Genomic DNA, 24,494 nt, shown 5'->3' on the forward strand with positions numbered 1-24,494 from the left:
AGTTACGTGCTAGACGTCAACTTCTTCGATGAACTCCGCATCGGCCTCGCCACCGCGGACGACATCCGTAACTGGTCCTTCGGCGAGGTCAAGAAGCCGGAGACCATCAACTACCGCACGCTCAAGCCGGAAAAGGACGGCCTGTTCTGCGAGAAGATCTTCGGACCGACTCGCGACTGGGAGTGCTACTGCGGTAAGTACAAGCGCGTCCGCTTCAAGGGCATCATCTGTGAGCGCTGTGGCGTCGAGGTCACTCGCGCCAAGGTGCGCCGTGAGCGGATGGGCCACATCGAACTGGCCGCCCCCGTCACCCACATCTGGTACTTCAAGGGCGTCCCGTCGCGCTTGGGCTACCTGCTGGACCTGGCCCCGAAGGATCTGGAAAAGATCATCTACTTCGCGGCCTACGTGATCACCTCCGTCGATGACGAGATGCGGCACAACGAGCTGTCGACGCTCGAGGCCGAGATGGCCGTCGAGCGCAAGGCCGTGGAGGATCAGCGCGATGCCGACCTGGAGGCCCGGGCCCAGAAGCTCGAGGCCGACATGGCCGAGCTCGAGGCCGAGGGTGCCAAGTCCGACGTGCGCCGCAAGGTGCGCGACGGCGGCGAGCGTGAGATGCGTCAGCTCCGCGACCGGGCCCAGCGTGAGCTGGACCGGCTCGACGAGATCTGGAGCACCTTCACCAAGCTGGCTCCCAAGCAGCTCATCGTCGACGAGGTGCTCTACCGCGAGCTGCAGGACCGCTACGGCGAGTACTTCACCGGCGCCATGGGTGCCGAGTCGATCAAGAAGCTCATCGAGAACTTCGACATCGACGCCGAGGCGGAGTCGCTGCGCGACACCATCAAGAACGGCAAGGGCCAGAAGAAGCTGCGCGCGCTCAAGCGTCTGAAGGTCGTCGCGGCCTTCCAGCAGTCGGGCAACTCGCCCATGGGCATGGTCCTCGACGCCGTCCCGGTGATCCCGCCGGAACTGCGCCCGATGGTTCAGCTCGATGGTGGCCGGTTCGCGACCTCCGACCTGAACGACCTGTACCGCCGCGTCATCAACCGCAACAACCGGCTCAAGCGACTGATCGACCTCGGCGCGCCCGAGATCATCGTCAACAACGAGAAGCGCATGCTTCAGGAGTCGGTGGACGCGCTGTTCGACAACGGCCGTCGTGGCCGGCCGGTCACCGGTCCGGGCAACCGTCCGCTCAAGTCGCTGTCCGATCTGCTCAAGGGCAAGCAGGGCCGGTTCCGTCAGAACCTGCTCGGTAAGCGTGTCGACTACTCGGGCCGTTCGGTCATCGTCGTCGGCCCGCAGCTCAAGCTGCACCAGTGCGGTCTGCCCAAGCTGATGGCACTCGAGCTGTTCAAGCCGTTCGTGATGAAGCGTCTGGTCGACCTGAACCACGCGCAGAACATCAAGAGCGCCAAGCGCATGGTCGAGCGTCAGCGGCCGCAGGTGTGGGACGTCCTCGAAGAGGTCATCGCCGAGCACCCCGTGCTGCTGAACCGTGCACCTACGCTGCACCGCCTGGGTATCCAGGCCTTCGAGCCGCAGCTGGTGGAAGGCAAGGCCATCCAGCTGCACCCGCTGGTGTGTGAGGCGTTCAACGCCGACTTCGACGGTGACCAGATGGCCGTGCACCTGCCGCTGTCGGCAGAGGCCCAGGCCGAGGCCCGCATCCTGATGCTGTCCTCGAACAACATCCTGTCGCCTGCGTCGGGCAAGCCGCTGGCCATGCCGCGTCTGGACATGGTGACCGGGCTGTACTTCCTGACCACCGAGGTCGCCGGTGACACCGGCGAGTACACCCCGGCCGGTACGGATACCCCGGAGACCGGCGTGTACAGCAGCCCGGCCGAGGCCATCATGGCGCTCGACCGCGGAGCACTGTCGGTGCGCGCTCGCATCAAGGTGCGGCTCACCGATCTGCGGCCGCCTGCCGACGTCGAGGCCCGCCTGTTCGAGAACGGCTGGAAGCCGGGCGACGCGTGGGTTGCCGAAACCACGCTGGGCCGGGTGCTCTTCAACGAGCTGCTGCCCAAGGGCTACCCGTTCGTCAACGAGCAGATGCACAAGAAGGTCCAGGCCCGGATCATCAACGATCTGGCCGAGCGTTACCCGATGATCGTGGTGGCGCAGACCGTCGACAAGCTCAAGGACGCCGGCTTCCACTGGGCCACCCGCTCGGGTGTCACGGTCTCGATGGCCGACGTTCTGGTGCCGCCGCAGAAGCAGGAGATCCTGGAGCGCCACGAGGCCGAGGCCGAGGCGATCGAGAAGAAGTACCAGCGTGGCGCGCTCAACCACACCGAGCGCAACGAGTCGCTGGTCAAGATCTGGCAGGACGCCACCGAAGAGGTCGGTAAGGCGATGGAGGAGTACTACCCGGCGGACAACCCGATCATCACGATCGTGAAGTCCGGCGCCACGGGTAACCTCACCCAGACCCGCACCCTGGCCGGCATGAAGGGTCTGGTGACCAACCCGAAGGGTGAGTTCATCCCGCGCCCCATCAAGTCCTCGTTCCGCGAGGGCCTGACGGTGCTGGAGTACTTCATCAACACCCACGGCGCCCGTAAGGGTCTGGCGGACACCGCTCTTCGTACCGCCGACTCGGGTTACCTGACCCGTCGTCTGGTCGACGTGTCGCAGGACGTCATCGTTCGCGAGACCGACTGCGAGACCGAGCGCGGCATCATCGTCACGCTGGCCGAGCGTGGGCACGACGGTTCGCTGATCCGCGATGCGCACGTCGAAACCTCGGCGTTCGCCCGGACCCTGGCGACCGACGCGGTCGATGCCAACGGCAAGGTGATCATCGAGCGTGGTCACGATCTCGGTGATCCCGCGATCGACGCGCTGCTGGCTGCGGGTATCTCGCAGGTGAAGGTGCGTTCGGTGCTGACCTGCGCGTCGGCTGCCGGCGTGTGCGCGAAGTGCTACGGCCGTTCGATGGCCACCGGCAAGCTGGTCGACATCGGCGAGGCCGTCGGCATCGTCGCCGCCCAGTCCATCGGTGAGCCCGGCACGCAGCTGACCATGCGTACCTTCCACCAGGGTGGTGTTACCGGTGGCGCCGACATCGTCGGTGGTCTGCCCCGCGTGCAGGAGCTGTTCGAAGCTCGCATCCCGCGGAACAAGGCGCCCATCGCCGACGTCGCGGGCCGCGTGCGGCTCGAGGAGAGCGACAAGTTCTTCAAGATCACCATCGTCCCCGACGATGGCGGCGAGGAAGTTGTCTACGACAAGCTCACCAAGCGTCAGCGCCTGCGGGTCATCACCCACGAGGACGGCTCGGAGGGCGTGCTCTCCGACGGCGACCACGTCGAGGTCGGCGACCAGCTGATGGAAGGCTCCGCGGATCCGCACGAGGTGCTGCGTGTCCAGGGCCCCCGCGAGGTGCAGATCCACCTCGTCAAGGAGGTCCAGGAGGTCTACCGGGCCCAGGGCGTGTCGATCCACGACAAGCACATCGAGGTCATCGTCCGGCAGATGCTGCGTCGCGTCACGATCATCGACTCGGGTTCGACGGAGTTCCTGCCCGGCTCGCTCACCGAGCGTGCCGAGTTCGAGACCGAGAACCGTCGCGTCGTGGCCGAGGGTGGCGAGCCCGCAGCCGGACGTCCGGTGCTGATGGGTATCACCAAGGCGTCGCTGGCCACCGATTCGTGGCTGTCGGCGGCGTCGTTCCAGGAGACCACTCGCGTGCTCACCGATGCGGCGATCAACTGCCGCAGCGACAAGCTGCAGGGTCTGAAGGAAAACGTGATCATCGGCAAGCTGATCCCGGCCGGTACCGGTATCAACCGTTACCGCAACATCCAGGTGCAGCCCACCGAAGAGGCCCGCGCTGCGGCGTACACGATCCCGTCCTACGAGGATCAGTACTACAGCCCGGACTTCGGCCAGGCGACCGGTGCTGCGGTGCCGCTGGACGACTACGGTTACAGCGACTACCGCTAACACCTAACTGCGCGAGCAGTCGCGAAAACCCCCAAAACCTCCGGGTTTTGGGGGTTTTCGCGTCTTGTCGGCAGAGTTGTCCACAGCTTCTGAATGTGGGGTTCCTTCCGGCACGCCGAGGCACGAGCATTCAGGGCATGCCGTCTGACGCAGTACGGGAGATGTTCACCGCGAATGGCGGTGTCGCTACTACGCGGCAATTACTCGCCGTTCTATCTCCCAAGGGACTGGAGGTCGCCGTACGTGCGGGTCGACTCATCCGGGTTCGCCGAGGTGTTTATGCGCTGACGCCGCCTGACGTGTCCGCGCGGTTGGCCGCTCTGGATCTGGTGTCGGGCCGGCGGATCGTGGCGTGCATGCATACTGCGGCGCGACTGTACGGCTTCGCCACGGAGGCCGATGACCGGCTGCACATCCTCGACCCCGGCATCCGCATGCGACCGGCGCCGGATCTGATGGTGCATCAGCGAATTGGCGCACCGCTGAAGAAGATTGACGGTCGCTTGGTGACGGCGCCGGCCTGGACCGCAGTCGGGATCGCGCGCACGCTGCGACGGCCGCGCGCGCTGGCGGTGCTCGACGCTGCGCTGTTCACGCGATCGGTCACGGCAGCGGAGCTGAGGGTGGCGATCGATGAGCAGAAAGGCCGTCGCGGCATCGTGAAGGTCCGTGAGCTCATCGAGTATGCCGATGGCCGTGCCGAGTCGCCGATGGAGAGCGAAGCGAGGTTGGTGTTCATCGACGGCGGGTTGCCCTTGCCGGAACTGCAGTACGAGATCATCGATCGGCACGGGAAACGGTGGCGCGTCGATTTCGCTTGGCCCGAGGCCGGTTTGGTGGCCGAGTACGACAGCATGGAATGGCATGCCAGCACAGAGGCCCTCAAGCATGATCGCATCAAGACCGCCCGGTTGCAGGAGTGCGGATGGACGACGGTGCCGCTGGTGGTCGATGACGTACGCCGTCATCCTGACGAGTTGACCGCGAGGATCTACCGGCACCTCGAACGTGCCTCCGCACTGGCCGGCTGAGCAGACGTGTACACCCCCAAAAGGCTTGCAAATTGGGGGTGTACACGTCTGCTCGCGGGGAGAGTTATTCGTAGCGGCCGAAGCCACGAATGCCCGGATCGTCGGAGATCTTGTAGGTCGACAGGGCGATGTTGCGGCCTTCGTTGCCGCCGACTGTGGTGAGCGTGCCGTTGTCGTTGATCAACACGATGTTGACGTGCTGGCCTTTCGGGCTCGGGCTGTCGTAGAGCACCATGTCGCCGGGCTGCGGTGAGTAATCCGGCGGTTCCCACCGTCCCTGGGCCTGCAGGTAGTCGGTGAGCGTTAAGACGCCGGGGATGCGCCAGTGCCCGGAGTTGGGGTTGGAGAAGGGCTTGCCGGATTCGCGCATCACCCAGCTGGTGAAATCCGCACACCATGGCTCGTCGTTGCCCTCGGAGTACTTGGACATGCCTGCTTGCGCCGCGTACTCCTGGGCCAAGACGTGCACGACAGCGGCGCGGCCCGGGCTCAGCTGCGAGGTGTCGACGTCGGGAAAGTCGGGCCGGGCGATGTGCTCGCGATAGCCGCGGTACCCGGCCAATGCCGCGACGGCGACCATCACCAGGGCAGCCGCCACCAACAGGATGCGCCATGCGCGTCTGTGCATGTTTGCCAGATTAAGTGACCTCTGCCGGGTCACGGCGCGGCAATTTCGGTGTCAGAGCCGCGGCCTAAACTTGGGCACGTGCTCATCGGTTCGCATGTAGACAACACCGACCCGCTGGCCGCGGCGGAAGCCGACGGCGCCGACGTGGTGCAGTTCTTCCTCGGCAACCCGCAGAGCTGGAAGAAACCCAAGCCGCGCGAAGATGCCGACGTACTCAAGGCGTCGAGCGTGCCCCTGTATGTGCACGCGCCGTACCTGATCAACGTCGCTTCCGCGAACAACCGGGTGCGCATCCCGTCCCGCAAGATCCTGCAGGACACGTGCGACGCAGCCGCCGAGATCGGTGCCACCGCGGTGATCGTGCACGGCGGTCACGCCGACGACAACGACATGGAGGCCGGCTTCGAGCGGTGGGTCAAGGCGCTCGACAGCCTCAAGACCGACGTCCCGGTCTACCTGGAGAACACCGCGGGCGGCGATCACGCCATGGCGCGACACTTCGACACCATCGCCCGGTTGTGGGATCACATCGGCGACAAGGGGATCGGCTTCTGCCTGGACACCTGCCACGCGTGGGCCGCGGGTGAGGCGCTGATCGACGCGGTGGACCGCATCAAGTCCATCACCGGACGCATCGACCTGGTGCACTGCAACGATTCCCGCGACGCGGCCGGCTCCGGTGCCGACCGGCACGCCAATTTCGGTCTGGGACAGATCGATCCGCAACTGCTGGCCGCGGTGGTCAAGGCCGCCGACGCACCGGTGATCTGCGAGACGTCCGATGAAGGCCGCAAGGACGACATCGCGTTCTTGCGTGAGCACGCCGCGAACTGACTAGTCTGCCGGTCGCCAGGTGCCGTCGATAGGTACACCCGCGGCTGCGGCGATCCGGTCGCGTGACGCCGTCAATCGGGCCCGCAGCGTGGCGAGATCGACATCGACTAGTGCGCCGTCGCGTTTGACCACTCGGCCGGCGACCAGAACGGTGTCGACCAAACCGGGGTGACCGGCCGTGACGATCGTGGCGGCGGGATCGGAGACGGGGAACACCGTCACGTCGTCGGCACGCAGCAGGACCACGTCGGCGTCCTTGCCAGGAGTGAGGCTGCCGGTGCGCTCTGCCAGCCCGCACGATCGGGCGGCGTCGATGGTGACGAACTCCAGCAGATCTTTCGCCCGCAGGGTGCCGTCGAGGCCGCGTTGCACCGCGAAGGCGGTGCGCAGGGTGGAGAACATGTCACCGCCGGCTGCCGGGGTGTCATCGACCGACAGCGTCGGGCGCAGGCCCGCAGCCAGCGCCCGGCCCGTCATCGGCCAGCCGAACCCCATCTTCAGTTCGACGTCGGGGCTGACGGACAGTGAGCTGCCTGCGTCGGCGAGCATCCGGAGCTCGTCGTCGCTGATGCCGTTGGCGTGGACGAAAGTTGTTGTGTCGCGCAGCAGTCCGTGGTCGCGGAGGTCGGCGACGGGACGCGTGGTTCCGTCGGAGGCGACGTGCACGCTGGTACGCAGGCCGAGTTCCTCGGCCAACGCGAGCTCGTCGGCGACGGTGGCAATGCTGGTGTCCTCGGCGCCTCTCAGTCCCAGCGCCATGGTGACCAAGCCGCCCCCGGGAAGGCCGTTGCGGACGCGCCGGATCTCGACGCCGATCGGGGCGGTGGTGCCGTAGGCGGCGCCGTAGCAGAAGATCGAGCGGCCTGGTGCCTCGCGCAGCCCGGCGACGGCGGCGTCGGCGTGCTCGGGGCCCTGCGCGCAGTGGAACCAATCCAGCATTGTGGTCACTCCGCAGTGCAGTGCCTCCAGCCGGCCGACCAGGTTGCCCAGGTAGACGTCCTCCGGCAGGTACTGCGGACGGAGCGTGCCGTGGATCGCCGCCAGATAGTCGGCGAAGGTCCAGTCGGCGCCGACGCCCCGGAGCGCCGTCTGCCACGTGTGCCGGTGGTTGTCGACGAGACCTGGCATGACGATGCGGTCGGTCGCGTCGATCACCTCGGCGTCCGGAGCATCGATCCGCGCCGCCACGTCGACGATCACACCGTCGTCGATGAGCACGTCGCCGCGGCCGAAATCCCCGACGGCCGGATCCATGCTGATGACCGTGCCTCCGGTGAGGAGGGTTTTCATCGTGCTCTCCTTCGTTTCTCAGAGCTGGGTGGCGGCCTTCACGGCGTCGGCGGCGGCGAGCACGTCGGCAACCAGATCGGCCGTGTCCTCGGTGCCCGCTGCCACGCGCACGAGGCCGAACGGTACTCCCGACTGGGTGATCTGCTCATCGCTCAGCATTCCGCGCCACATCGAAACCGGGTGGACGGCAAGCGTTTCCGTCCCGCCGAGGCTGGCTGATCGGCGGGCATAGCGGAGCCGGCCGAGGAACTCGTCGGCCGCCTCGTATCCGCCGGCGAGTTCGATCCCGAGCACGCCGCCGAAGCCGTGCATCTGGTCGGTGGCCAGGGCATGCTGCGGATGGTCCGGTAGGCCGGGATAGTGCACGCGGCGAACGGCTGGATGGTCCTTCAGGGCCTCCGCGAGCGCCTGCCCGTTGGCGTTGTGCCGCGGCATCCGCAACGGCAGGGTACGCAGCCCGCGTAGCAGCAGCCACGCGTCGAACGGACCCAACACGGCTCCGGTGAGCGTGGAGACCTCCCAGATCTTGTCGAGCAATTCTGCCGACCCGGCGATCACCCCGGCCGACACATCGGAATGCCCGTTGAGGTATTTGGTGGCGCTGTGCCACACCAGATCGATGCCGAAGTCTGTCGGGCGCTGGTTCACAGGAGTGGCGAATGTGTTGTCCGCCAAAGTAAGTACGTCGTGCGCACGGGCCAGCTCGGCGACGGCGCGCAGATCGGTGATCTGTAGCAGCGGATTGCTCGGCGATTCCACCAGGATCAGCCGGGTCTGCGGGGTGAGCGCCCGCGCGAAAGCATCGCGGTCCGTCTGATCCACCTGGGTGGTCGACACGCCGAACCGAGGCAGCAGGTTCAACAGCACCGACCCGGTGCCACCGTAGGTGGAGGTCTGTCCGATGACGTGATCGCCCGCGGACACCAGGGCCAGCACGGCCGTGGTGAGGGCGGCCATTCCGGATGCCGTGACCATGGCGGCTTCGGTGTGTTCGAGTTCGGCCACCACAGCCGCCACCTGTGCGTGATTCGGATTCCCGAAGCGGGTGTAGAAGTCCTGTCCGCGTGGCTCGACGGCCGCTGTGGCGAACTGGTCCGCGTCGTCGGCGCTGAACGTCGCGGTCTGATAGATCGGCGGGGCCACGGCGCGGCACGGACGGACTTCGTCGTCGCTGTGAACGGCGATCGTGCTGTCACCCGGCATCGGTTCTCCTCCTCGCGGACCGTCAGACATGTCCCCATGAGCGTGCCGGAACGATCGATGGCGAGGTGTCATCGCTCGGCAACTTTGGCAGCAACTAGCGCGGTCGAGTGGCGTAGATGACCTGACAAGGGCGTCAGTAGAGCAATAATCTGCCAATGTGGACGATGTGGATCGGTCGATATTGGCTGTGCTCGACAAGGATGGCCGGATCAGCAACGCCGAACTCGCCGACCGGGTCGGTCTGTCGCCGTCACCCTGTCTGCGGCGCGTACGCCGACTCGAGGAAGCGGGTGTGATACGCGGCTACCGCGCCACGATCGACCCCGCTGCGCTCGGCCGCAGCCTGCGGGTGTTCGCCGGGGTACGGCTCATCCGGCACGCCCGCGCGGATGTGGTGGCGTTCGAACGGGCGGTCGTACAACTGCCCGAGGTTGCGCAGAGTCACCACGTCACCGGCAATTACGACTACCTGCTGCAGGTGGAGGTCGCCGACCTGCCCGCCTATGAGGACTTCCACGCCAACCGATTGGCGAGTCTGCCGGGCGTAGCGGCCGTCACCAGTTACGTCACCATGAAGACACTCATGGCCGAGCGTCCGAACGGATGAGGCCGGTGCGTTTGACGCTGGACAGGATCGGGGTGATGTCGATGGCCGAGACCCTGTCGACGGCACCGATCGTGGAGTTGAGGAAGTCGTAGAGCCCGGTGAGGTCGGCCGCCGCGACGGCAATCAGAAGATTCGACGGACCGGTGGTGGCGGCAGCGAACCGGACCTGCGCGTGGCGGCTGAGGCGCTCGCCGGTCTCTTCGAGAGCTCCGGGGGAGACATTGATCCATAGCAGTGCCTCGGTGTGGATTCCGAGCTGCGCGAGATCGAGTTCGGTTGCCAGCCTGAGGAATTGACCGGCGAGCAACCGTTCGACACGCCGCCGAACGGTCGCCACGCTCATGCCGGTGCGGTCCGCGAGTTCGGTGTAGGAGGCGCGTCCGCCGTCGATCAACGCGACAATCAGTGGGTCGTCGACAGGAAACGTGGCGGGGCCTGCACCGGTTGCGGGCGTATCAGCCCGCAGCGCGGCCAATTCCGTTGCAGAGAGCAGGCCACCGCTCCAATCGAAGCCGGCGGCGAACACCTTCAACAGCATGTGCGACGTCCACGATTGGACGGCATTGGTAGCAGGCAAGTCGCGCAGCAGAAGTCTGTTGCGCGTGTCGGGTCCGTCGATGTGCAGCACGGCACAGATCTCGTCCCCGCCGCCGAGTACGTCGACCCAGATGGTGTCGGGGCGACGGGCCAGCGTGGCGGCGATCGCCGAGATCCGCTTGGGCTCACACCGGATGCGGAGCGCCATCGGAACGAGGTCGGGGAACCGGGCGGGATTGCGGACCGCGGTGGATCGGAGCGTCCGCGTGCCGAAAAGTGGTGACGCGTGGCGCACCACTGTGCGTTCCGGAATCCCGAGGGCGTCGCTGATGGTGCGCCACGTCGCACGAGGTGAGGCCATCAGCGCGGCGGCTATCCGGCTGTCGGTCTCACCGAGCTTTTGGCGTACTTCCTTCATCATTCACATGGTATTGGCGTCTTCCCGTCATACAGGATGGTTGATTAGGCGTGATTGTGAGCTCTGAACTAGAACGGCTGTAAGCGGTTTCCGAGCGGGAAAGCCAGCAACCATGCCAAACGTCCAAGGTCAGATCGTGGCCACTGCCACCGGCAGCATCAAGGGATCGATAGAAGGAGACGCGCTGTGCTTCCGGGGTGTTCCCTACGCGGCATCGCCGGTCGGTGCGCTGCGATTCGCGCCTCCTCGGAGGCACGCGGGGTGGGCCGGAGTGCGCGACGCCGCGCAGGCCGGTCCGTCGGTGCCCCAGGGGCCTTCCCGACTCGAGCGGGTGATGGGTCACCGGGCTGCGGATTGGAATGAAGACGGGTGCCTGACCCTGAATGTGTTCTGTCCGGTTGCGGCGACTTCTGAGCAGACGCCGCGGCCGGTTCTGGTGTGGTTCCACGGCGGCGGCTTCACCAGCGGTTCCGGCGGGTGGGATTGGTACGACGGATCCCGGCTGGCCGTACTCGGCGACACGGTGGTGGTGACCGCCAACTATCGAGTAGGCCCGTTGGGCTACCTGTATCTGCCCGAGCTGGGGATCGACAACCTCGGCTGCCAGGATCAGCGGGCGGTGTTGGACTGGGTATCGGACAACATCGCCGCGTTCGGTGGCGACGCGGGCAAGGTCACCGTCGGCGGACAGTCTGCGGGCGCGTACTCGGCCATGTCGCTGGCCGTCGACGAGCAGACGCGCCCGCGCGTCAGTCAACTGCTTCTCCAGAGCGGTCCCTGGGGTCTCGAGCCGCAGCCGCAGCAAGACGCGGTCGCAAGCACCGAGGCGTACCTGGGGCTGCTGGGTGCGCCGAACGGCCCGGATGCGGCAAAGATGCTGCGCGAGTTGCCCGTTGACCGATTGCTTGCGGCCTATCGCGATCTCGCGACGCAACGGGCCCGTCCGGGCAGTGTCGCGCCACCGATGTATCCGGTGCTCGGGGGCGCCGGTGTCGGCCGGTCGTGGCGTCAAGCGCTCGATGACGACGCGCTGCTCGGCAAGGCCCTGCTGATAGGTACCACACGCGACGAAGCGACGGCTTTCTTCGACTACGACCGCATCAAGGACATCACGTCCCAGCAGGCATCACCGGCACACGTCTTCATCGAGGCACAGACCGACCTGATATTTCGCGGTGGCGCACTCGAGATCGCCCGGCACCATGCGGTCGGCGGCAACCCGACCTACGTCTACCAGTTCGATCGTCGACCCCCGGATGACCCGTCCGGGTTGGGGGCCACTCACTGCTGCGAATTACCCTTTCTCTTCGGCACTTTCGACGCCTATCCCCAGAGCCCGATGCTGGGAGCCGTCGCCGACGCCGACCATACCCTGAGCCGCGAGTTCACCACGGCCATAGCCGAATTCGTCACGACGGCAGCCGTGGACAGCTGGCCGACCTACGTGACGGGTCACATTCGCCACTTTGGTTGAGTCCGCACACGGGTTTGCCGCGGTCGGGTGTCAGCCGACCTAACCTGGGGGCATGATCGCGCGCTGTGGGTGGTTGCTGGTCGTCGTGCTGGTGTCGGCGTTAAGCGACAGGGGCCACCCGGCGCTACCAGGCGTACCGGATGGGCAGTCGGTGCGCCACATCAATGTCGGCGGGCTCGACCGGATCTACCGCCTGTACCGGCCGGAGGGCCTACCTGCGTCGGCTGCGCTGGTGGTGATGCTGCACGGCGGATTCGGCAGCGCGGCGCAAGCCGAAAGGTCCTACGGCTGGGACAGTTTGGCCGATAGCGCCAAATTTGTCGTCGCCTATCCCGACGGGGTGTCGCGCGCCTGGAACGTCGGCGGATGTTGCGGACAGCCGGCCAAGGAGAACATCGACGACGTCGGCTTCATCAATGCGGTGGTGGCCGATGTGCGGGCCGGCATCGGCATCGACCCGAGACGCGTATACGCCACCGGCATGAGCAACGGCGGCATGATGGCGTTCGCCTTGGCCTGCAACTCCGGCACTTTCGCGGCCATCGGTCCGGTCTCCGCGACCCAGCTGTCCTGTCCGAACCCGCGGCCGATATCGGTGATGCACATCCACGGCACCGCTGATCCGATGATCCGCTACGACGGCGGTGAAGGTATCGGCTTCGCCCGCATCAATGGACCGCCGGTGCTCGATGTCGACGCGTCGTGGCGCAAAGTCGATCAATGCGGGCCACCGACGGTCACGACGAACGGCGGCGTGTCCACGTCGACCGCGACCTGTCCCGACAACCGCGCGGTGGTGCTGAGCACCGTCGAGGGAGGCGGCCACGATTGGCCGCCATTCGCGACGACGGCACTGTGGCAATTCTTCGCCGCGCACGCGCGGTGACGTCACGCTGTTACAACTCTTGAACAACTGTCGGGAAACTGTAACACTGGGGGTATGAGCGATACGCACGTCGTCACCAATCAGGTCCCGCCGCTGGAGGATTTCAACCCCGCCGCGTCCCCGGTGTTGACCGAGGCCCTCATCCGGGAAGGCGGTGAGTGGGGACTCGACGAGGTCAACGCGGTCGGAGCCCTGAACGGCACCGCCCAGGTGCAGCGGTGGGGCGAGCTCGCCGATCGCAACCAGCCGATCCTGCACACCCACGATCGCTACGGTCACCGCGTCGACGAGGTCGAATATGACCCCGCCTATCACGAGCTGATGACCGCCGCGATCAAACACGGCCTGCATGCAGCGCCGTGGGCCGACGACCGCGCCGGCTCACATGTGGTGCGTGCCGCCAAGACCTCCGTCTGGACGGCCGAGCCCGGCCACATGTGCCCGATCTCGATGACCTATGCCGTCGTCCCCGCGCTGCGGTTCAACCCGGAGCTGGCCGCGGTCTACGAACCGCTGCTCACCAGCCGGGTCTACGACCCCACGCTCGCGGTGCCGTCGACCAAAGCCGGAATCACCGCGGGCATGTCGATGACCGAGAAGCAGGGCGGCTCCGACGTCCGTGCCGGCACCACGCAGGCCGTGCCCAACGGTGACGGCACATACTCGCTGACCGGCCACAAGTGGTTCACCTCGGCGCCGATGGGAGACATCTTCCTGGTGCTGGCGCAAGCCCCCGGCGGTTTGAGTTGTTTCTTCCTGCCGCGGGTGCTGCCCGACGGCAGCCGTAACCGAATGTTGTTGCAGCGCCTCAAGGACAAGCTCGGCAACCACGCCAACGCGTCCAGCGAGGTCGAGTACGACGGCGCGGTGGCCTGGCTGGTCGGCGAGGAGGGGCGGGGGGTCAAGACCATCATCGAGATGGTCAACCTGACCCGGCTGGACTGCACCTTGGGGAGTGCCACCAGCATGCGCACCGGGCTGAGCCGTGCAGTGCACCACGCGCAGCATCGAAAGGCCTTCGGCGCCTACCTGATCGACCAGCCGCTGATGCGCAACGTAATCGCCGATCTGGCTGTCGAGGCCGAGGCCGCGACCATGCTGGCCATGCGGATGGCCGGGGCCACCGACAAGGCGGTGCGCGGTGACGAACGCGAAGGGCTGCTGCGGCGTATCGGACTGGCCGCCGGGAAGTACTGGGTGTGCAAGCGTGCCACCCCGCACGCGGGTGAGGCCATGGAATGCCTTGGCGGCAACGGTTATGTCGAGGAGTCGGGCATGCCGCGGCTCTATCGGGAAGCCCCGTTGATGGGCATCTGGGAGGGCTCCGGCAACGTGAGCGCATTGGACACGTTGCGGGCCATGGCAACTCGTCCCGAATGCGTGGAAGTACTGTTCGACGAGCTGGCGCTGGGCCAAGATCCGCGGCTGGATGCACATGCCGCGGCCCTCAAGGCGGAACTCGGCGAGTTCGACGACATCGAATACCGGGCCCGCAAGGTCGCCGAGGACATCAGCCTCGCTCTGCAGGGCTCGCTGCTGGTGCGTCACGGTCACCCGGCCGTGGCCGAGGCATTCCTGGCCAGCCGGCTCGGCGGGCAGTGGGGCGGTGCCTTCGGAACCCTGCCCACCGGACTGGATCTCGCGGCGATCATCGAGCGCGCGCTGGTCAAGGGATGAGTGTGCCCGCCGACTGCTCGCGAGGGGAGGGGAGGGCATGAGCGTCGACTTCGACAACCTCAGCACCATGACCTATGAGGTCACCGATCGCGTCGCTCGCATCACGTTCAACCGGCCCGACAAAGGCAATTCGATCGTGGCGGCCACGCCACTGGAACTCGCGGCGTGCGTGGAGCGCGCAGACCTGGACCCCCAGGTGCACGTGATCCTGGTGTCCGGCCGCGGTGAAGGGTTCTGCGCCGGTTTCGATTTGAGCGCCTACGCCGACGGCACCTCCTCGGCCGGCGGAGCCGATCACAACGGAACCGTGCTCGACGGGAAGACTCAGGCGATCAACCACCTGCCCAATCAGCCGTGGGATCCGATGATCGACTACCAGATGATGAGCCGGTTCGTGCGGGGCTTTTCCAGCCTGATGCGCGCCGACAAGCCGACGGTGGTCAAGATCCACGGCTACTGCGTAGCCGGCGGCACCGATATCGCGTTGCACGCCGACCAGGTGATCGCGGCGTCCGATGCCAAGATCGGGTATCCGCCGATGCGGGTGTGGGGTGTGCCCGCGGCCGGGTTGTGGGCACACCGGCTCGGCGATCAACGCGCGAAACGGCTGCTGTTCACCGGCGATTGCATCACCGGAGCCCAGGCCGCCGAATGGGGGCTCGCCGTCGAGGCGCCCGAGCCCGACGCTCTCGACGAGCGCACCGAGCGGCTTGTCCAACGCATCGCGGCAATGCCGGTGAATCAACTCATCATGGCCAAACTGGCCTGTAACACCGCGCTGCTGCAGCAAGGCGTGGCCACCAGCCAGATGGTCAGCACCGTGTTCGACGGCATCGCCCGGCACACCCCCGAAGGGCACGCGTTCGTCGCCGATGCCCGTGAACACGGATTCCGGGAGGCGGTCCGGCACCGAGACGAACCCATGGGCGATTACGGGCGCCGGACCTCCGGGGTGTGACGCGTGCCCACGCTGAACCGGATGACGGCCAGGTCGGTCGTGCTGAGCGTGCTGCTCGGCGCGCACCCGGCCTGGGCCAGTGCCGCTGAACTCATCAGGCTGACAGCGGATTTCGACATTAAGGAAACCGCCCTGCGGGTGGCGTTGACCCGCATGGTCGGGGCCGGTGACCTGGTGCGCTCTGAGGACGGCTATCGGCTGGCCGACCGCCTGCTGGCCCGGCAGCGCCGCCAGGACGATGCCATCAACCCACGCCTGCGTCCGGACAACGGCGAATGGCTCACGCTCGTCATCACCAGTGTCGGAACCGACGCGCGTACCCGTGCTGCGTTGCGAACGACCTTGCAGCAGTACCGCTTCGCCGAGCTCCGCGAAGGCGTGTGGATGCGGCCCGACAACCTCGACCAGGTGTTGCCGCAAGAGATCACCGAACGGGTGCGGCAGTTGCACACCCGGGACGACGCCCCGAACGAGCTGGTCGAACGGCTGTGGGATCTGCCCGGCTGGATGCGGACCGGCAACCGGCTGCTGCACGATATCGCCTCTGCCACAGACGTTCCGGGCCGTTTCGTGGCAGCGGCAGGCATCGTGCGGCATCTGCTCACCGACCCGGTGTTGCCCGACGAGCTGCTGCCGGCCGAGTGGCCGGGCGCGCAATTACGCACGGCCTACACCGAATTCGCCGCCGAACTCGCCGCGCGGCGCGACCGGACCGAACTCACGGAGGCGACATGACCGAACCCGTACGAACCGAACGCAACGGCGCGGTGACCACCGTCATCCTGCACCGCCCGCACGCGCGCAACGCGGTAGACGGTCCGACCGCGGCCGCACTCGTCGCGGCGTTCGAGGAGTTCGACGCCGACGATTCCGCATCGGTCGCCGTGTTCTGGGGCGACGGTGGAACATTCTGTGCCGGTGCCGATCTCAAGGCTTTCGGCACTCCGCAGTCCAACACGCTCAGCGCGACCGGGCCGGGGCCGATGGGGCCGAGCCGGATGGTTCTCTCGAAACCCGTGATCGCCGCCATCAGTGGCTACGCGGTCGCCGGCGGCCTGGAGTTGGCGCTCTGGTGCGACATGCGGGTGGTCGAGGAGGACGCGGTGCTGGGGGTGTTCTGCCGACGCTGGGGTGTCCCACTCATCGACGGGGGCACCGTGCGGCTGCGATGGACCTCATCCTCACGGGCCGTGCCGTCGACGCTACCGAGGCCCACGCGATCGGGCTGGCCAACAGGGTGGTTCCGAAAGGTGACGCACGCACGGCGGCAGAAGAGTTGGCAGCGGAACTGGCGGCACTGCCGCAGCAGTGCCTGCGGGCCGACCGGCGCTCGGCGCTGCACCAGTGGGGCCGATCAGAGCAGGCCGCAATGGAATTCGAGTTCGAGAGCATCGAGCAGGTCAAACACGAGGCCGCACACGGGGCCGGCCGATTCGCGGCGGGTGCGGGCCGCCACGGTGCCAGCGCAAGCTGAGTGGCTCAGCCTTCCAGCGCCATCATCATGAGCTCGTCGAGCGCGTGCCCGAACAGGGTGACATCGAAATCAGGCTCGAAGTACGTGATGGCGAAACCCTGTGGATGGTCAGGGGATACCAGCAGATCCGAGTAGGACTCGCGTCCGCCGATCCGAAGCATCCGCAGCGGGTGGATGCTGTCGGGCTCGAGATCTGCAGGGGGCGCCGACAACGGCTCGGGCCAGCCCACATAGGCCGCATATGTCTGCATGCGGGCAGGCGCGATGAGCCCGCAGGATTCCCCGTCCCACGTGGTGAACCCGGCGTGCACGCTGCGCAGGAAGGTATCGGCCTGCGGCGGTAGGGCTTCGAAGAACGTCGGCTCGGTGTCGCCGAACGTGGCGGGATCCTCGCCGAGCCAGACGGCGTGGCGTCCCTCGTCGTCGATCAGGACGTAGTCCAACGTCGGTGCGGGCAACCAGGAATGCTGCACGACGCGGACATCGACCAGGCGCTCACGCAAGGCCTGCGCAAAACGGGGGATCATCGCCAGAAAGTCGTTGTTCCACAACGCCATCGCGGCGACTTTGCGTTCGTCGGGATCGGGGGACGCAGCTGTGGGCCACCAGGCGTCGGGAATGCGGTGACGCGTGTCTTCGCCGGGCTCAAGGATGGCGAACTGATTCGGCGCCCAGTCGGAGAACGCTTGGGTCAGCGCCGCTGTGTCGATACCCGCCACGGAGTCATCCTTTCGTCAGTGGACAGCGCTGTCCGCGAGCGCATGGATGATTTCGGTGAGCTCCCTGCGCTTGCGGTGCTGCAACGCAATCTGTTCTTGTTTCCAGGCCTCGTCGACCCCGACCATGTCTTCGGCGTTGCGCGAGCCCTTGTGGAACCGGCTGACCCGCGTGGGCAACCACTGCAGGTTCAGCGCGCCGTGGATGACTTCCCACATGTGGTCAGCGGACAGCTCCAGAAAGCGGGGCAGATACAGCAATTCGACTTTGGGCACGATGTGGTTGACCGACACGTCAGGAGAGCCGTCGACCTTTGCGCCGATGGGCTGCCAGGGTTGCGACGGGTGGATGTCGCCGACTTCGGGCCGGGGTTCGCCCTGCAGCGCGACGTTCGGGTACTTCACCATCGGGCAGGGCAATTTGCGGATGGCATCCCACAGCGGCCGCATCGGGCTGTCCGCAGGCACGTAGATCTGGCCCGCGCCCAAGTCGTCAGTCACCCTCCGAGCCTAAACGCGGCTACTCGGCGTCCGATGCACCAATTGCGCGCGGCAGCCGCTCACCGGCGACAGCGGTTGCGGGACGATCCACCGCAACCTCGGAGGCTGGTGCCGGTGAGCGGCTGTGGCTGTTGTGGGCTCAGGCCGACGCCGTCGGCTGCTGTGCTGCGGCCGGCACGAGACCGAGCTGCTGAAGCATGCCCAAGGTGTCCCAGGTGGCGTAGCTCTCGGCGATCTTGCCGTCCTCGTGCCGATCGGTGATGGTGAGCATGATCCTGGCATGCCGACCGGTGGCGGCCTGACCCATGAGACCGCCGGTGTCGTCGCCCTGCGCCTCGAGCAGGGTGCACACGTAGTCGCCCTCGGCGACCTGTTGCTTGATGTCAAATCGTATGTTGGAGAACGTCTGCCGATACATGCCCATGAGGCTTCTCATGTGCTCGGGCCCGCGTTGGTCTCCGAACGGGTCCTGCGTGTCGTGGTAGGCAGCGCCCTCGGCGACAAGGTCGTCGAGTTCGGCCAGATCGCCTGATGCGAATACCTCCCAGATTCTCCGGGAAACCGCTTTGTTTTGATCTTCGGCCATGATTGAGGCCTTTCGGTGAATACCGCACGGCAGAGAATGTCCGCACGAAAACGGTATTCCTGTGAGACCCCTTGTGACACCCGCAGCCGGTCAGATGCTGCCACAGGCAACAATCCGCAGATAGCTGACCTGCGTCAAACCACCCAACTCGGCGGACGTTTTTGCAGGAACGCCAGCATGCCCTCGCGGGCTTCGTCGGAGACGAACAGCTCGGCCGACATACGCGTCAATTCCTCGGCCCGGTCATCGAACGACTTCAGAATTGTCGCGGTGGTCAACGCTTTCGACGCGGCAAGGCCCTGCGGCGAACCCTTCGCGATATCGGCGGCCAGGCCTGCGACAGTGCCCTCGACGTCGTCGGTGGCCAGCGTGATCAATCCGATCGCCGCAGCCTCGGCGGCGCCGAACTTTTCGCCGGTCACGAAGTAGCGACCCGCCGAACGTGGCGTCATCTTCGGCAGCAGGGTCAGCGAGATGATCGACGGTGCCACGCCGATCCGCGCCTCGGTCAGGGCGAACGTGCTGTTCTGACCGGCCACCACGAGATCGCACGCACCGACCAGACCCAGGCCGCCGGCGCGCACATGGCCGTCGATCGCCCCGATGACCGGCACCGGCAGCTCGAGGATGGCCCGCAGGGTCTTGGTCATCTCACGGGCGCGGTCGACGGCGACGTCCCCGGGGTCCTGACCGGCTGCCTCGCTCAGATCCGCTCCCGCACAGAAGGTTCCGCCGGTGTGGCCGAGCACCGCCACCCGCACCGCCGGGTCGGCGGCCGCGCGGTCCAGGCCCTGGTGCAACTGGTCGACCAGAGCCGTGGACAGCGCGTTGCGGTTGTGCGGTGAGTCCAGCGTCAGCCGGGCGACGGCGCCCTCGACGTGATAGCGAACGAGTTCGCTCATCAGTGCTCTCTCTTCTTCGCGCAAGCGCTCATCAGTACGACCGGGGGAGGCCGAGCGACGTCTGCGCCACGAAGTTGAGGATCATCTCGCGGCTGACCGGGGCGATACGCGCCAGCTTCGACGCGGTCACCGCTGCAGCGATGCCGTACTCCTTGGTCAACCCGTTGCCGCCGAGCGACTGCACGGCCTGGTCGACGGCACGCACCGAGGCCTCGCCTGCCGCGTACTTGGCCATGTTGGCGGCTTCGGCAGCACCGAAATCGTCGCCGGCGTCGTACAGAGTCGCCGCCTTCTGCATCATCAGCTTGGCCAGCTCGATCTCGATGTGGTTCTGCGCCAACGGATGTGACAAGCCCTGGTGAGAGCCGATCGGAACCTTCCAGACCTGGCGGGTCTTGACGTAGTCGACGGCCTTGTTGATGGCGAACCGGCCCATGCCCACCGCGCTCGCGGCGCCCATGATCCGCTCCGGGTTTAACCCGGCAAACAACTGCGCGATGGCCGCGTCCTCCGAACCGACCAGCGCGTCGGACGGCAGACGCACATCGTCGAGGAACACCTGGAACTGGCTCTCCGGGCTGGTGATCTCCATCTCGATCTTGGTCCAGTGCAGGCCGGGAGTGTCGGTGGGGATGACGAACAAGGCCGGCTTGAGGTTGCCGGTCTTGTGATCCTCGGTGCGGCCGACCACGAGAACGGCCTGCGCCTGATCGATACCGGAGATGAAGGTCTTCTGGCCCTTGATGATCCAGTCGCTACCATCGCGGCGTGCCGTGGTGGTGATGCGGTGGCTGTTGGACCCCGCGTCGGGCTCGGTGATGGCGAAAGCCATGGTGATCGAACCGTCGGCGATGCCGGGGATCCAGCGCTTCTTCTGCTCTTCGGTGCCGAACTTGGAGATGATGGTTCCGTTGATGGCGGGGGAGACCACCATCATCAGCAGCGCCGACCCGGCCGCTGACATCTCCTCCATCACCATGCTCAGTTCGTACATGCCCGCGCCGCCGCCGCCGTACTCCTCGGGCAGATTCACCCCGATGAAGCCGAGTTTGCCTGCCTCGTTCCACAATTCGGTGGTGTGCTGGCCCGAGCGGGCCTTCTCCAGGTAGTAGTCCTGGCCGTAGTTGGCGGCCATCGCCGCCACCGCCTGGCGCAGCGCCTGCTGTTCTTCGGTTTCGATGAAGCTCACTGCTGTTCTCCTTCTTGAGATTCCACCCGGGCAAGGACAGCGCCGACCTCGACCTGCTGGCCCGCGGCGACATTGAGTTCGGCCAGCACACCGTCGTCGGGCGCGGCGATGGTGTGCTCCATCTTCATCGCCTCCAGCCAGATCAGCGGTTGGCCGGCGGTGACGGTGTCTCCGACTGCCGCGCCTACCCGCAGCACCGAGCCGGGCATGGGCGCCAGCAGCGAGCCGTGGGCGACAGCGTCATCGGGATCGGGGAAGCGCGGCTGGGCAGCCAGCTGCACCGGGCCCAGCGGGGAGTCGACGAAAACGTCAGGAGCATCGGGCTTCCCGTAACGGGCAATGTCGAACGCCCGCTCGACACCGTCGACAGCGAGCACCACCCGGTCGGGTGCCGCGGAGACGAGCGTGACGCCGGGGTGGTCGGGCAGGTCCACGCCGGTGCGGGTGAACCGGTACCGGACGGTGTGCTCGGTATCGGCCTCACGGTATGTCCTCGTCTGGTATCCCGAGGCCAGGTTGCGCCAACCACTCGGGGCGGCGGCGAAAACCGTTGCGGTGCTGCGGCTGTTGGCCGAGTCGGCGAGGGCCGCGGCGACGGAGCTCAGCGTCACCGACTCCGGCGAGGTCAGTGGGGCTGCCAGCTTGTCGAGACCATGGGTGTCGAAGAACGCGGTGTCGGTGGCCCCGTCGAGGAAGCCCGGGTGGCGCAGCACGTTGACCAGCAGGTCGCGGTTGGTGCGCACACCGTGAATCCGGGTGCGGGCCAACGTGTCCGCAAGTATTCCGGCGGCCTGACGACGCGTCGGTGCATACGAGATGACCTTCGCCAGCATGGGGTCGTAGAAGATCGACACCACCGAGCCGTCCTCGATGCCTGCGTCGACCCGCACCCCGGCGCGGCTCAGCTCGTCGAACTCGACCGGCGCGCCGGGCACGGCGAACCGGTGCACCGTGCCGGCCTGCGGCTGCCAACCCTTGGCCGGATCCTCGGCGTAGAGCCGGGCTTCGATCGAGGAGCCCCACGCCGGTGGGGGCTCGGGATCGAGCCGGCCACCGTCGGCGACCACGATCTGCAGCTCGACCAGATCCAGGCCCGTGGTGGCCTCGGTGACGGGGTGCTCGACCTGCAGGCGGGTGTTCATCTCCAGGAAGAAGAACTCGCCGTCATCGTCGGCCATGAACTCCACGGTGCCGGCACCGGTGTAGCCGATGGCCTCCGCTGCCAGCCGGGCCGCCTCGAACAACTTGCCCCGCATACCCGGGGTGCGTTCGACGAGCGGCGACGGGGCCTCTTCGATGATCTTCTGGTGGCGGCGCTGGATGGAACATTCACGCTCGCCGACCGCCCACACGGTGCCGTGGGCATCGGCCATGACCTGAACCTCGACGTGGTGGCCTGCGGCCAGGTAGCGCTCGCAGAACACCGTGGGGTCGCCGAACGCCGACTGCGCCTCCCGTTGCGCCGCAGCGACTTCCGTCGGCAGTGACGCGATGTCGCGCACCACCCGCATACCGCGCCCACCGCCGCCCGCGGAGGCCTTGACCAGCACCGGAAGCTGCTCGGCAGTCACGGTTTCCGGATCGAGCTCGGCGAGCACCGGCACGCCGGCTGCAGCCATCATCTTCTTGGCTTCGATCTTGGAGCCCATCGCCTGCACGGCGGGCACCGGAGGTCCGATCCAGGTGAGCCCCGCGTCGATCACGGCTGCCGCGAAATCGGGGTTCTCCGAAAGGAATCCGTAGCCGGGATGGACCGCGTCGGCTCCCGCGGCGCGGGCTGCGGCGATGATCTGCGCGGCGTCGAGGTACGCGGTATTGCCGGTGAGGCGTACGCGCGCATCGGCCTCGGTGACGTGTGGCGAGCCGGCGTCGGGGTCGGTGTACACCGCGACGGTGCCGATGCCGAGCCGTCGGCACGTGGCGAACACGCGCCGGGCGATCTCCCCGCGGTTGGCGACCAGAACTCTCGTGATTGGCATGTTGTCAGCTCACATCCGGAAGACGCCGAAGTTCGACGTTCCCTCGATCGGGCCATTGGCGATGGCGGACAGGCACATTCCCAGTACGGTGCGGGTGTCGCGGGGGTCGATGACGCCGTCGTCGTACAGCCTTCCGGACAGGAACATCGGAAGCGACTCGGCCTCGATCTGCGACTCGACGGCAGCCCGCAGCGCGGCGTCGGCCGCTTCGTCGACCTCCTGCCCGCGGGCTGCCGCGGCCGCGCGGCTGACGATCGAGAGCACCCCGGCGAGCTGCGTCCCACCCATCACCGCGGATTTCGCGCTGGGCCAGGCGAACAGGAACCGCGGATCGTAGGCCCGCCCGCACATGCCGTAGTGGCCCGCGCCGTAGGACGCCCCGATCAGCAGCGAGATGTGCGGCACCGTCGAATTGGACACGGCATTGATCATCATCGAACCGTGCTTGATCATGCCGCCCTCTTCGTACTGCTTACCCACCATGTAGCCGGTGGTGTTGTGCAGGAACAGAAGTGGGGTGTCGGCCCGGTTGGCCAGCTGGATGAACTGGGTGGCCTTCTGGGACTCCTCGGAGAACAGCACACCGCGAGCATTGGCCAAGATGCCGATCGGATAGCCGTACAGCGTGGCCCAGCCCGTCACCAGCGACGAGCCGTACAGCGGCTTGAACTCGTCGAAATCCGAGCCGTCGACGATGCGGGCGATGACCTCACGCGGATCGAACGGGATGCGCAGATCGGCGGGGACGATGCCGACGAGTTCTTCGGGGTCGAACAGGGGCTCGACCACCGGCGCCGGGGTGGGGCCCTGCTTGCGCCAGTTCAGCCGGGCCACGATGCGCCGGCCGATGCGGAAGGCGTCGAGTTCGTCGGCGGCCAGGTAGTCACCCAATCCCGAAGTCCGGGCGTGCATCTCGGCGCCACCCAGGGATTCGTCGTCGGATTCCTCGCCGGTCGCCATTTTCACCAGCGGCGGTCCGGCCAGGAACACCTTCGAGCGTTCCTTGATCATCACCACGTGATCGGACATGCCGGGAATGTAGGCGCCGCCGGCCGTCGAGTTGCCGAACACCAGCGCGATGGTCGGGATGCCTGCGGCCGACAGTCGCGTCAGGTCACGGAACATCTGCCCGCCCGGGATGAAGATCTCCTTCTGGGTGGGCAGGTCAGCACCGCCGGACTCCACCAGGGAGATCACGGGCAGCCGGTTCTCCAGCGCGATCTGATTGGCGCGCAACACTTTCTTGAGCGTCCAAGGGTTGCTGGTGCCGCCCTTGACGGTCGGATCGTTGGCGACGATCAGGCACTCGACGCCCTCGACGGCGCCGATGCCCGCGACGACGCTGGCGCCCACGGCGAAGTCACTGCCCCACGCCGCGAGCGGGCTCAGTTCCAAGAAGGGAGCGTCGGGGTCCAGCAGCAGCTCGACGCGTTCGCGCGCGGTTAGCTTGCCGCGCGAGTGATGCCGGTCGACATACTTCGGCCCGCCACCGGCCAGCGCCTTGGCGTGTTCGGCGTCGAGTTCGGCAAGCTTGGTGGTCATCACCTCAGCGGCTTCGAGGAACCCGGGAGAGCTCGGGTCGATGGTCGATTTGAGCGCCGTCATGACTGGCCTTCCATTCGCGAATGTGAAGCTACTGCGACT

At 66.7% G+C, this 24,494-nt stretch carries 20 protein-coding genes and 1 pseudogene; 10 read left to right on the forward strand and 11 right to left on the reverse strand.

Features of this window, described 5'->3' with window-relative positions; translation table 11 throughout:
- Window positions 1-6 precede the first annotated feature (6 nt).
- Both RMCB_RS14350 and RMCB_RS14355 read left to right on the forward strand, forming a co-directional pair.
- On the forward strand, window positions 7-3,960 hold the full coding sequence (locus tag RMCB_RS14350) for a DNA-directed RNA polymerase subunit beta' (RefSeq protein ID WP_062829288.1): 3,954 nt from the start codon (window positions 7-9) through the stop codon (window positions 3,958-3,960).
- Window positions 3,961-4,097: 137 nt separating this feature from the next.
- Complete coding sequence (locus RMCB_RS14355; RefSeq protein ID WP_109784282.1) at window positions 4,098-4,991, forward strand: type IV toxin-antitoxin system AbiEi family antitoxin domain-containing protein; 894 nt, start codon at window positions 4,098-4,100, stop codon at window positions 4,989-4,991.
- 64 nt (window positions 4,992-5,055) lie between these two features.
- Here RMCB_RS14355 and RMCB_RS14360 read toward each other — a convergent pair whose 3' ends face one another.
- The gene (locus tag RMCB_RS14360; RefSeq protein WP_029374207.1) at window positions 5,056-5,619 is read right to left on the reverse strand and encodes a CHAP domain-containing protein; all 564 of its coding nucleotides are present in this window, start codon (window positions 5,617-5,619) and stop codon (window positions 5,056-5,058) included.
- 78 nt (window positions 5,620-5,697) lie between these two features.
- Here RMCB_RS14360 and RMCB_RS14365 point away from each other — a divergent pair, with 78 nt between their 5' ends.
- A complete protein-coding gene (locus RMCB_RS14365) occupies window positions 5,698-6,453 on the forward strand; it encodes a deoxyribonuclease IV (protein ID WP_029374206.1) in 756 nt (251 codons plus the stop codon).
- On the opposite strand, the gene RMCB_RS14370 is transcribed toward RMCB_RS14365, so the two are convergent.
- Together RMCB_RS14370 and RMCB_RS14375 are read right to left on the reverse strand one after the other, a co-directional pair.
- Window positions 6,454-7,743, reverse strand: coding sequence for an amidohydrolase family protein (locus RMCB_RS14370; RefSeq protein WP_062829290.1), 1,290 nt, complete (start codon window positions 7,741-7,743; stop codon window positions 6,454-6,456).
- An 18-nt stretch (window positions 7,744-7,761) separates the two neighbouring features.
- On the reverse strand, window positions 7,762-8,946 hold the full coding sequence (locus tag RMCB_RS14375; RefSeq protein WP_062829291.1) for a trans-sulfuration enzyme family protein: 1,185 nt from the start codon (window positions 8,944-8,946) through the stop codon (window positions 7,762-7,764).
- Between the two features lie 157 nt (window positions 8,947-9,103).
- Here RMCB_RS14375 and RMCB_RS14380 point away from each other — a divergent pair, with 157 nt between their 5' ends.
- Window positions 9,104-9,553, forward strand: coding sequence for an Lrp/AsnC family transcriptional regulator (locus tag RMCB_RS14380; protein ID WP_062829292.1), 450 nt, complete (start codon window positions 9,104-9,106; stop codon window positions 9,551-9,553).
- On the opposite strand, the gene RMCB_RS14385 is transcribed toward RMCB_RS14380, so the two are convergent.
- Window positions 9,528-10,508 (reverse strand): Lrp/AsnC family transcriptional regulator, encoded by a 981-nt coding sequence (locus tag RMCB_RS14385; protein ID WP_062829544.1) that lies wholly within the window; start codon window positions 10,506-10,508, stop codon window positions 9,528-9,530. The genes RMCB_RS14380 and RMCB_RS14385 overlap by 26 nt on opposite strands.
- 136 nt (window positions 10,509-10,644) lie before the next feature.
- On the opposite strand from RMCB_RS14385, the gene RMCB_RS14390 reads away from it, so the two are divergent.
- From RMCB_RS14390 to RMCB_RS14415, 6 genes and pseudogenes are all read left to right on the forward strand, one after another.
- On the forward strand, window positions 10,645-11,982 hold the full coding sequence (locus tag RMCB_RS14390) for a carboxylesterase family protein (protein WP_201028294.1): 1,338 nt from the start codon (window positions 10,645-10,647) through the stop codon (window positions 11,980-11,982).
- Window positions 11,983-12,034: 52 nt separating this feature from the next.
- Window positions 12,035-12,868 (forward strand): extracellular catalytic domain type 1 short-chain-length polyhydroxyalkanoate depolymerase, encoded by an 834-nt coding sequence (locus RMCB_RS14395; protein ID WP_062829294.1) that lies wholly within the window; start codon window positions 12,035-12,037, stop codon window positions 12,866-12,868.
- 54 nt (window positions 12,869-12,922) lie between these two features.
- Window positions 12,923-14,545, forward strand: a complete 1,623-nt coding sequence (locus RMCB_RS14400; RefSeq protein WP_062829295.1) for an acyl-CoA dehydrogenase family protein — start codon at window positions 12,923-12,925, stop codon at window positions 14,543-14,545.
- A gap of 37 nt (window positions 14,546-14,582) precedes the next feature.
- Window positions 14,583-15,503, forward strand: coding sequence for a crotonase/enoyl-CoA hydratase family protein (locus RMCB_RS14405; protein ID WP_062829296.1), 921 nt, complete (start codon window positions 14,583-14,585; stop codon window positions 15,501-15,503).
- A gap of 21 nt (window positions 15,504-15,524) precedes the next feature.
- Window positions 15,525-16,238, forward strand: coding sequence for a PaaX family transcriptional regulator C-terminal domain-containing protein (locus tag RMCB_RS14410; RefSeq protein WP_062829545.1), 714 nt, complete (start codon window positions 15,525-15,527; stop codon window positions 16,236-16,238).
- Window positions 16,235-16,977, forward strand: a pseudogene (locus RMCB_RS14415) (crotonase/enoyl-CoA hydratase family protein). The gene RMCB_RS14410 and the pseudogene RMCB_RS14415 overlap by 4 nt, the downstream one beginning before the upstream one ends.
- Before the next feature lie 5 nt (window positions 16,978-16,982).
- Here the strand turns inward: RMCB_RS14415 and RMCB_RS14420 are convergent.
- The 7 genes from RMCB_RS14420 to RMCB_RS14450 form a co-directional block, all read right to left on the reverse strand.
- Entirely contained in the window at window positions 16,983-17,696 is a 714-nt protein-coding gene (locus RMCB_RS14420; protein WP_062829297.1) for a hypothetical protein, read from the reverse strand.
- Between the two features lie 15 nt (window positions 17,697-17,711).
- Complete coding sequence (locus RMCB_RS14425; RefSeq protein WP_062829298.1) at window positions 17,712-18,194, reverse strand: hypothetical protein; 483 nt, start codon at window positions 18,192-18,194, stop codon at window positions 17,712-17,714.
- A 139-nt stretch (window positions 18,195-18,333) separates the two neighbouring features.
- Window positions 18,334-18,780, reverse strand: coding sequence for an ester cyclase (locus tag RMCB_RS14430; RefSeq protein ID WP_029374196.1), 447 nt, complete (start codon window positions 18,778-18,780; stop codon window positions 18,334-18,336).
- A 134-nt stretch (window positions 18,781-18,914) separates the two neighbouring features.
- The gene (locus RMCB_RS14435) at window positions 18,915-19,682 is read right to left on the reverse strand and encodes an enoyl-CoA hydratase family protein (RefSeq protein WP_062829299.1); all 768 of its coding nucleotides are present in this window, start codon (window positions 19,680-19,682) and stop codon (window positions 18,915-18,917) included.
- A gap of 31 nt (window positions 19,683-19,713) precedes the next feature.
- Complete coding sequence (locus tag RMCB_RS14440) at window positions 19,714-20,871, reverse strand: acyl-CoA dehydrogenase family protein (RefSeq protein ID WP_062829300.1); 1,158 nt, start codon at window positions 20,869-20,871, stop codon at window positions 19,714-19,716.
- Window positions 20,868-22,850 (reverse strand): ATP-binding protein, encoded by a 1,983-nt coding sequence (locus RMCB_RS14445; protein ID WP_062829301.1) that lies wholly within the window; start codon window positions 22,848-22,850, stop codon window positions 20,868-20,870. Before RMCB_RS14445 ends, RMCB_RS14440 begins: the two co-directional genes overlap by 4 nt.
- Before the next feature lie 9 nt (window positions 22,851-22,859).
- On the reverse strand, window positions 22,860-24,455 hold the full coding sequence (locus RMCB_RS14450; RefSeq protein ID WP_062829302.1) for an acyl-CoA carboxylase subunit beta: 1,596 nt from the start codon (window positions 24,453-24,455) through the stop codon (window positions 22,860-22,862).
- Window positions 24,456-24,494: the final 39 nt, after the last annotated feature.

This window comes from Mycolicibacterium brisbanense (genome assembly GCF_001570425.1).
Classification (GTDB): domain Bacteria; phylum Actinomycetota; class Actinomycetes; order Mycobacteriales; family Mycobacteriaceae; genus Mycobacterium; species Mycobacterium brisbanense.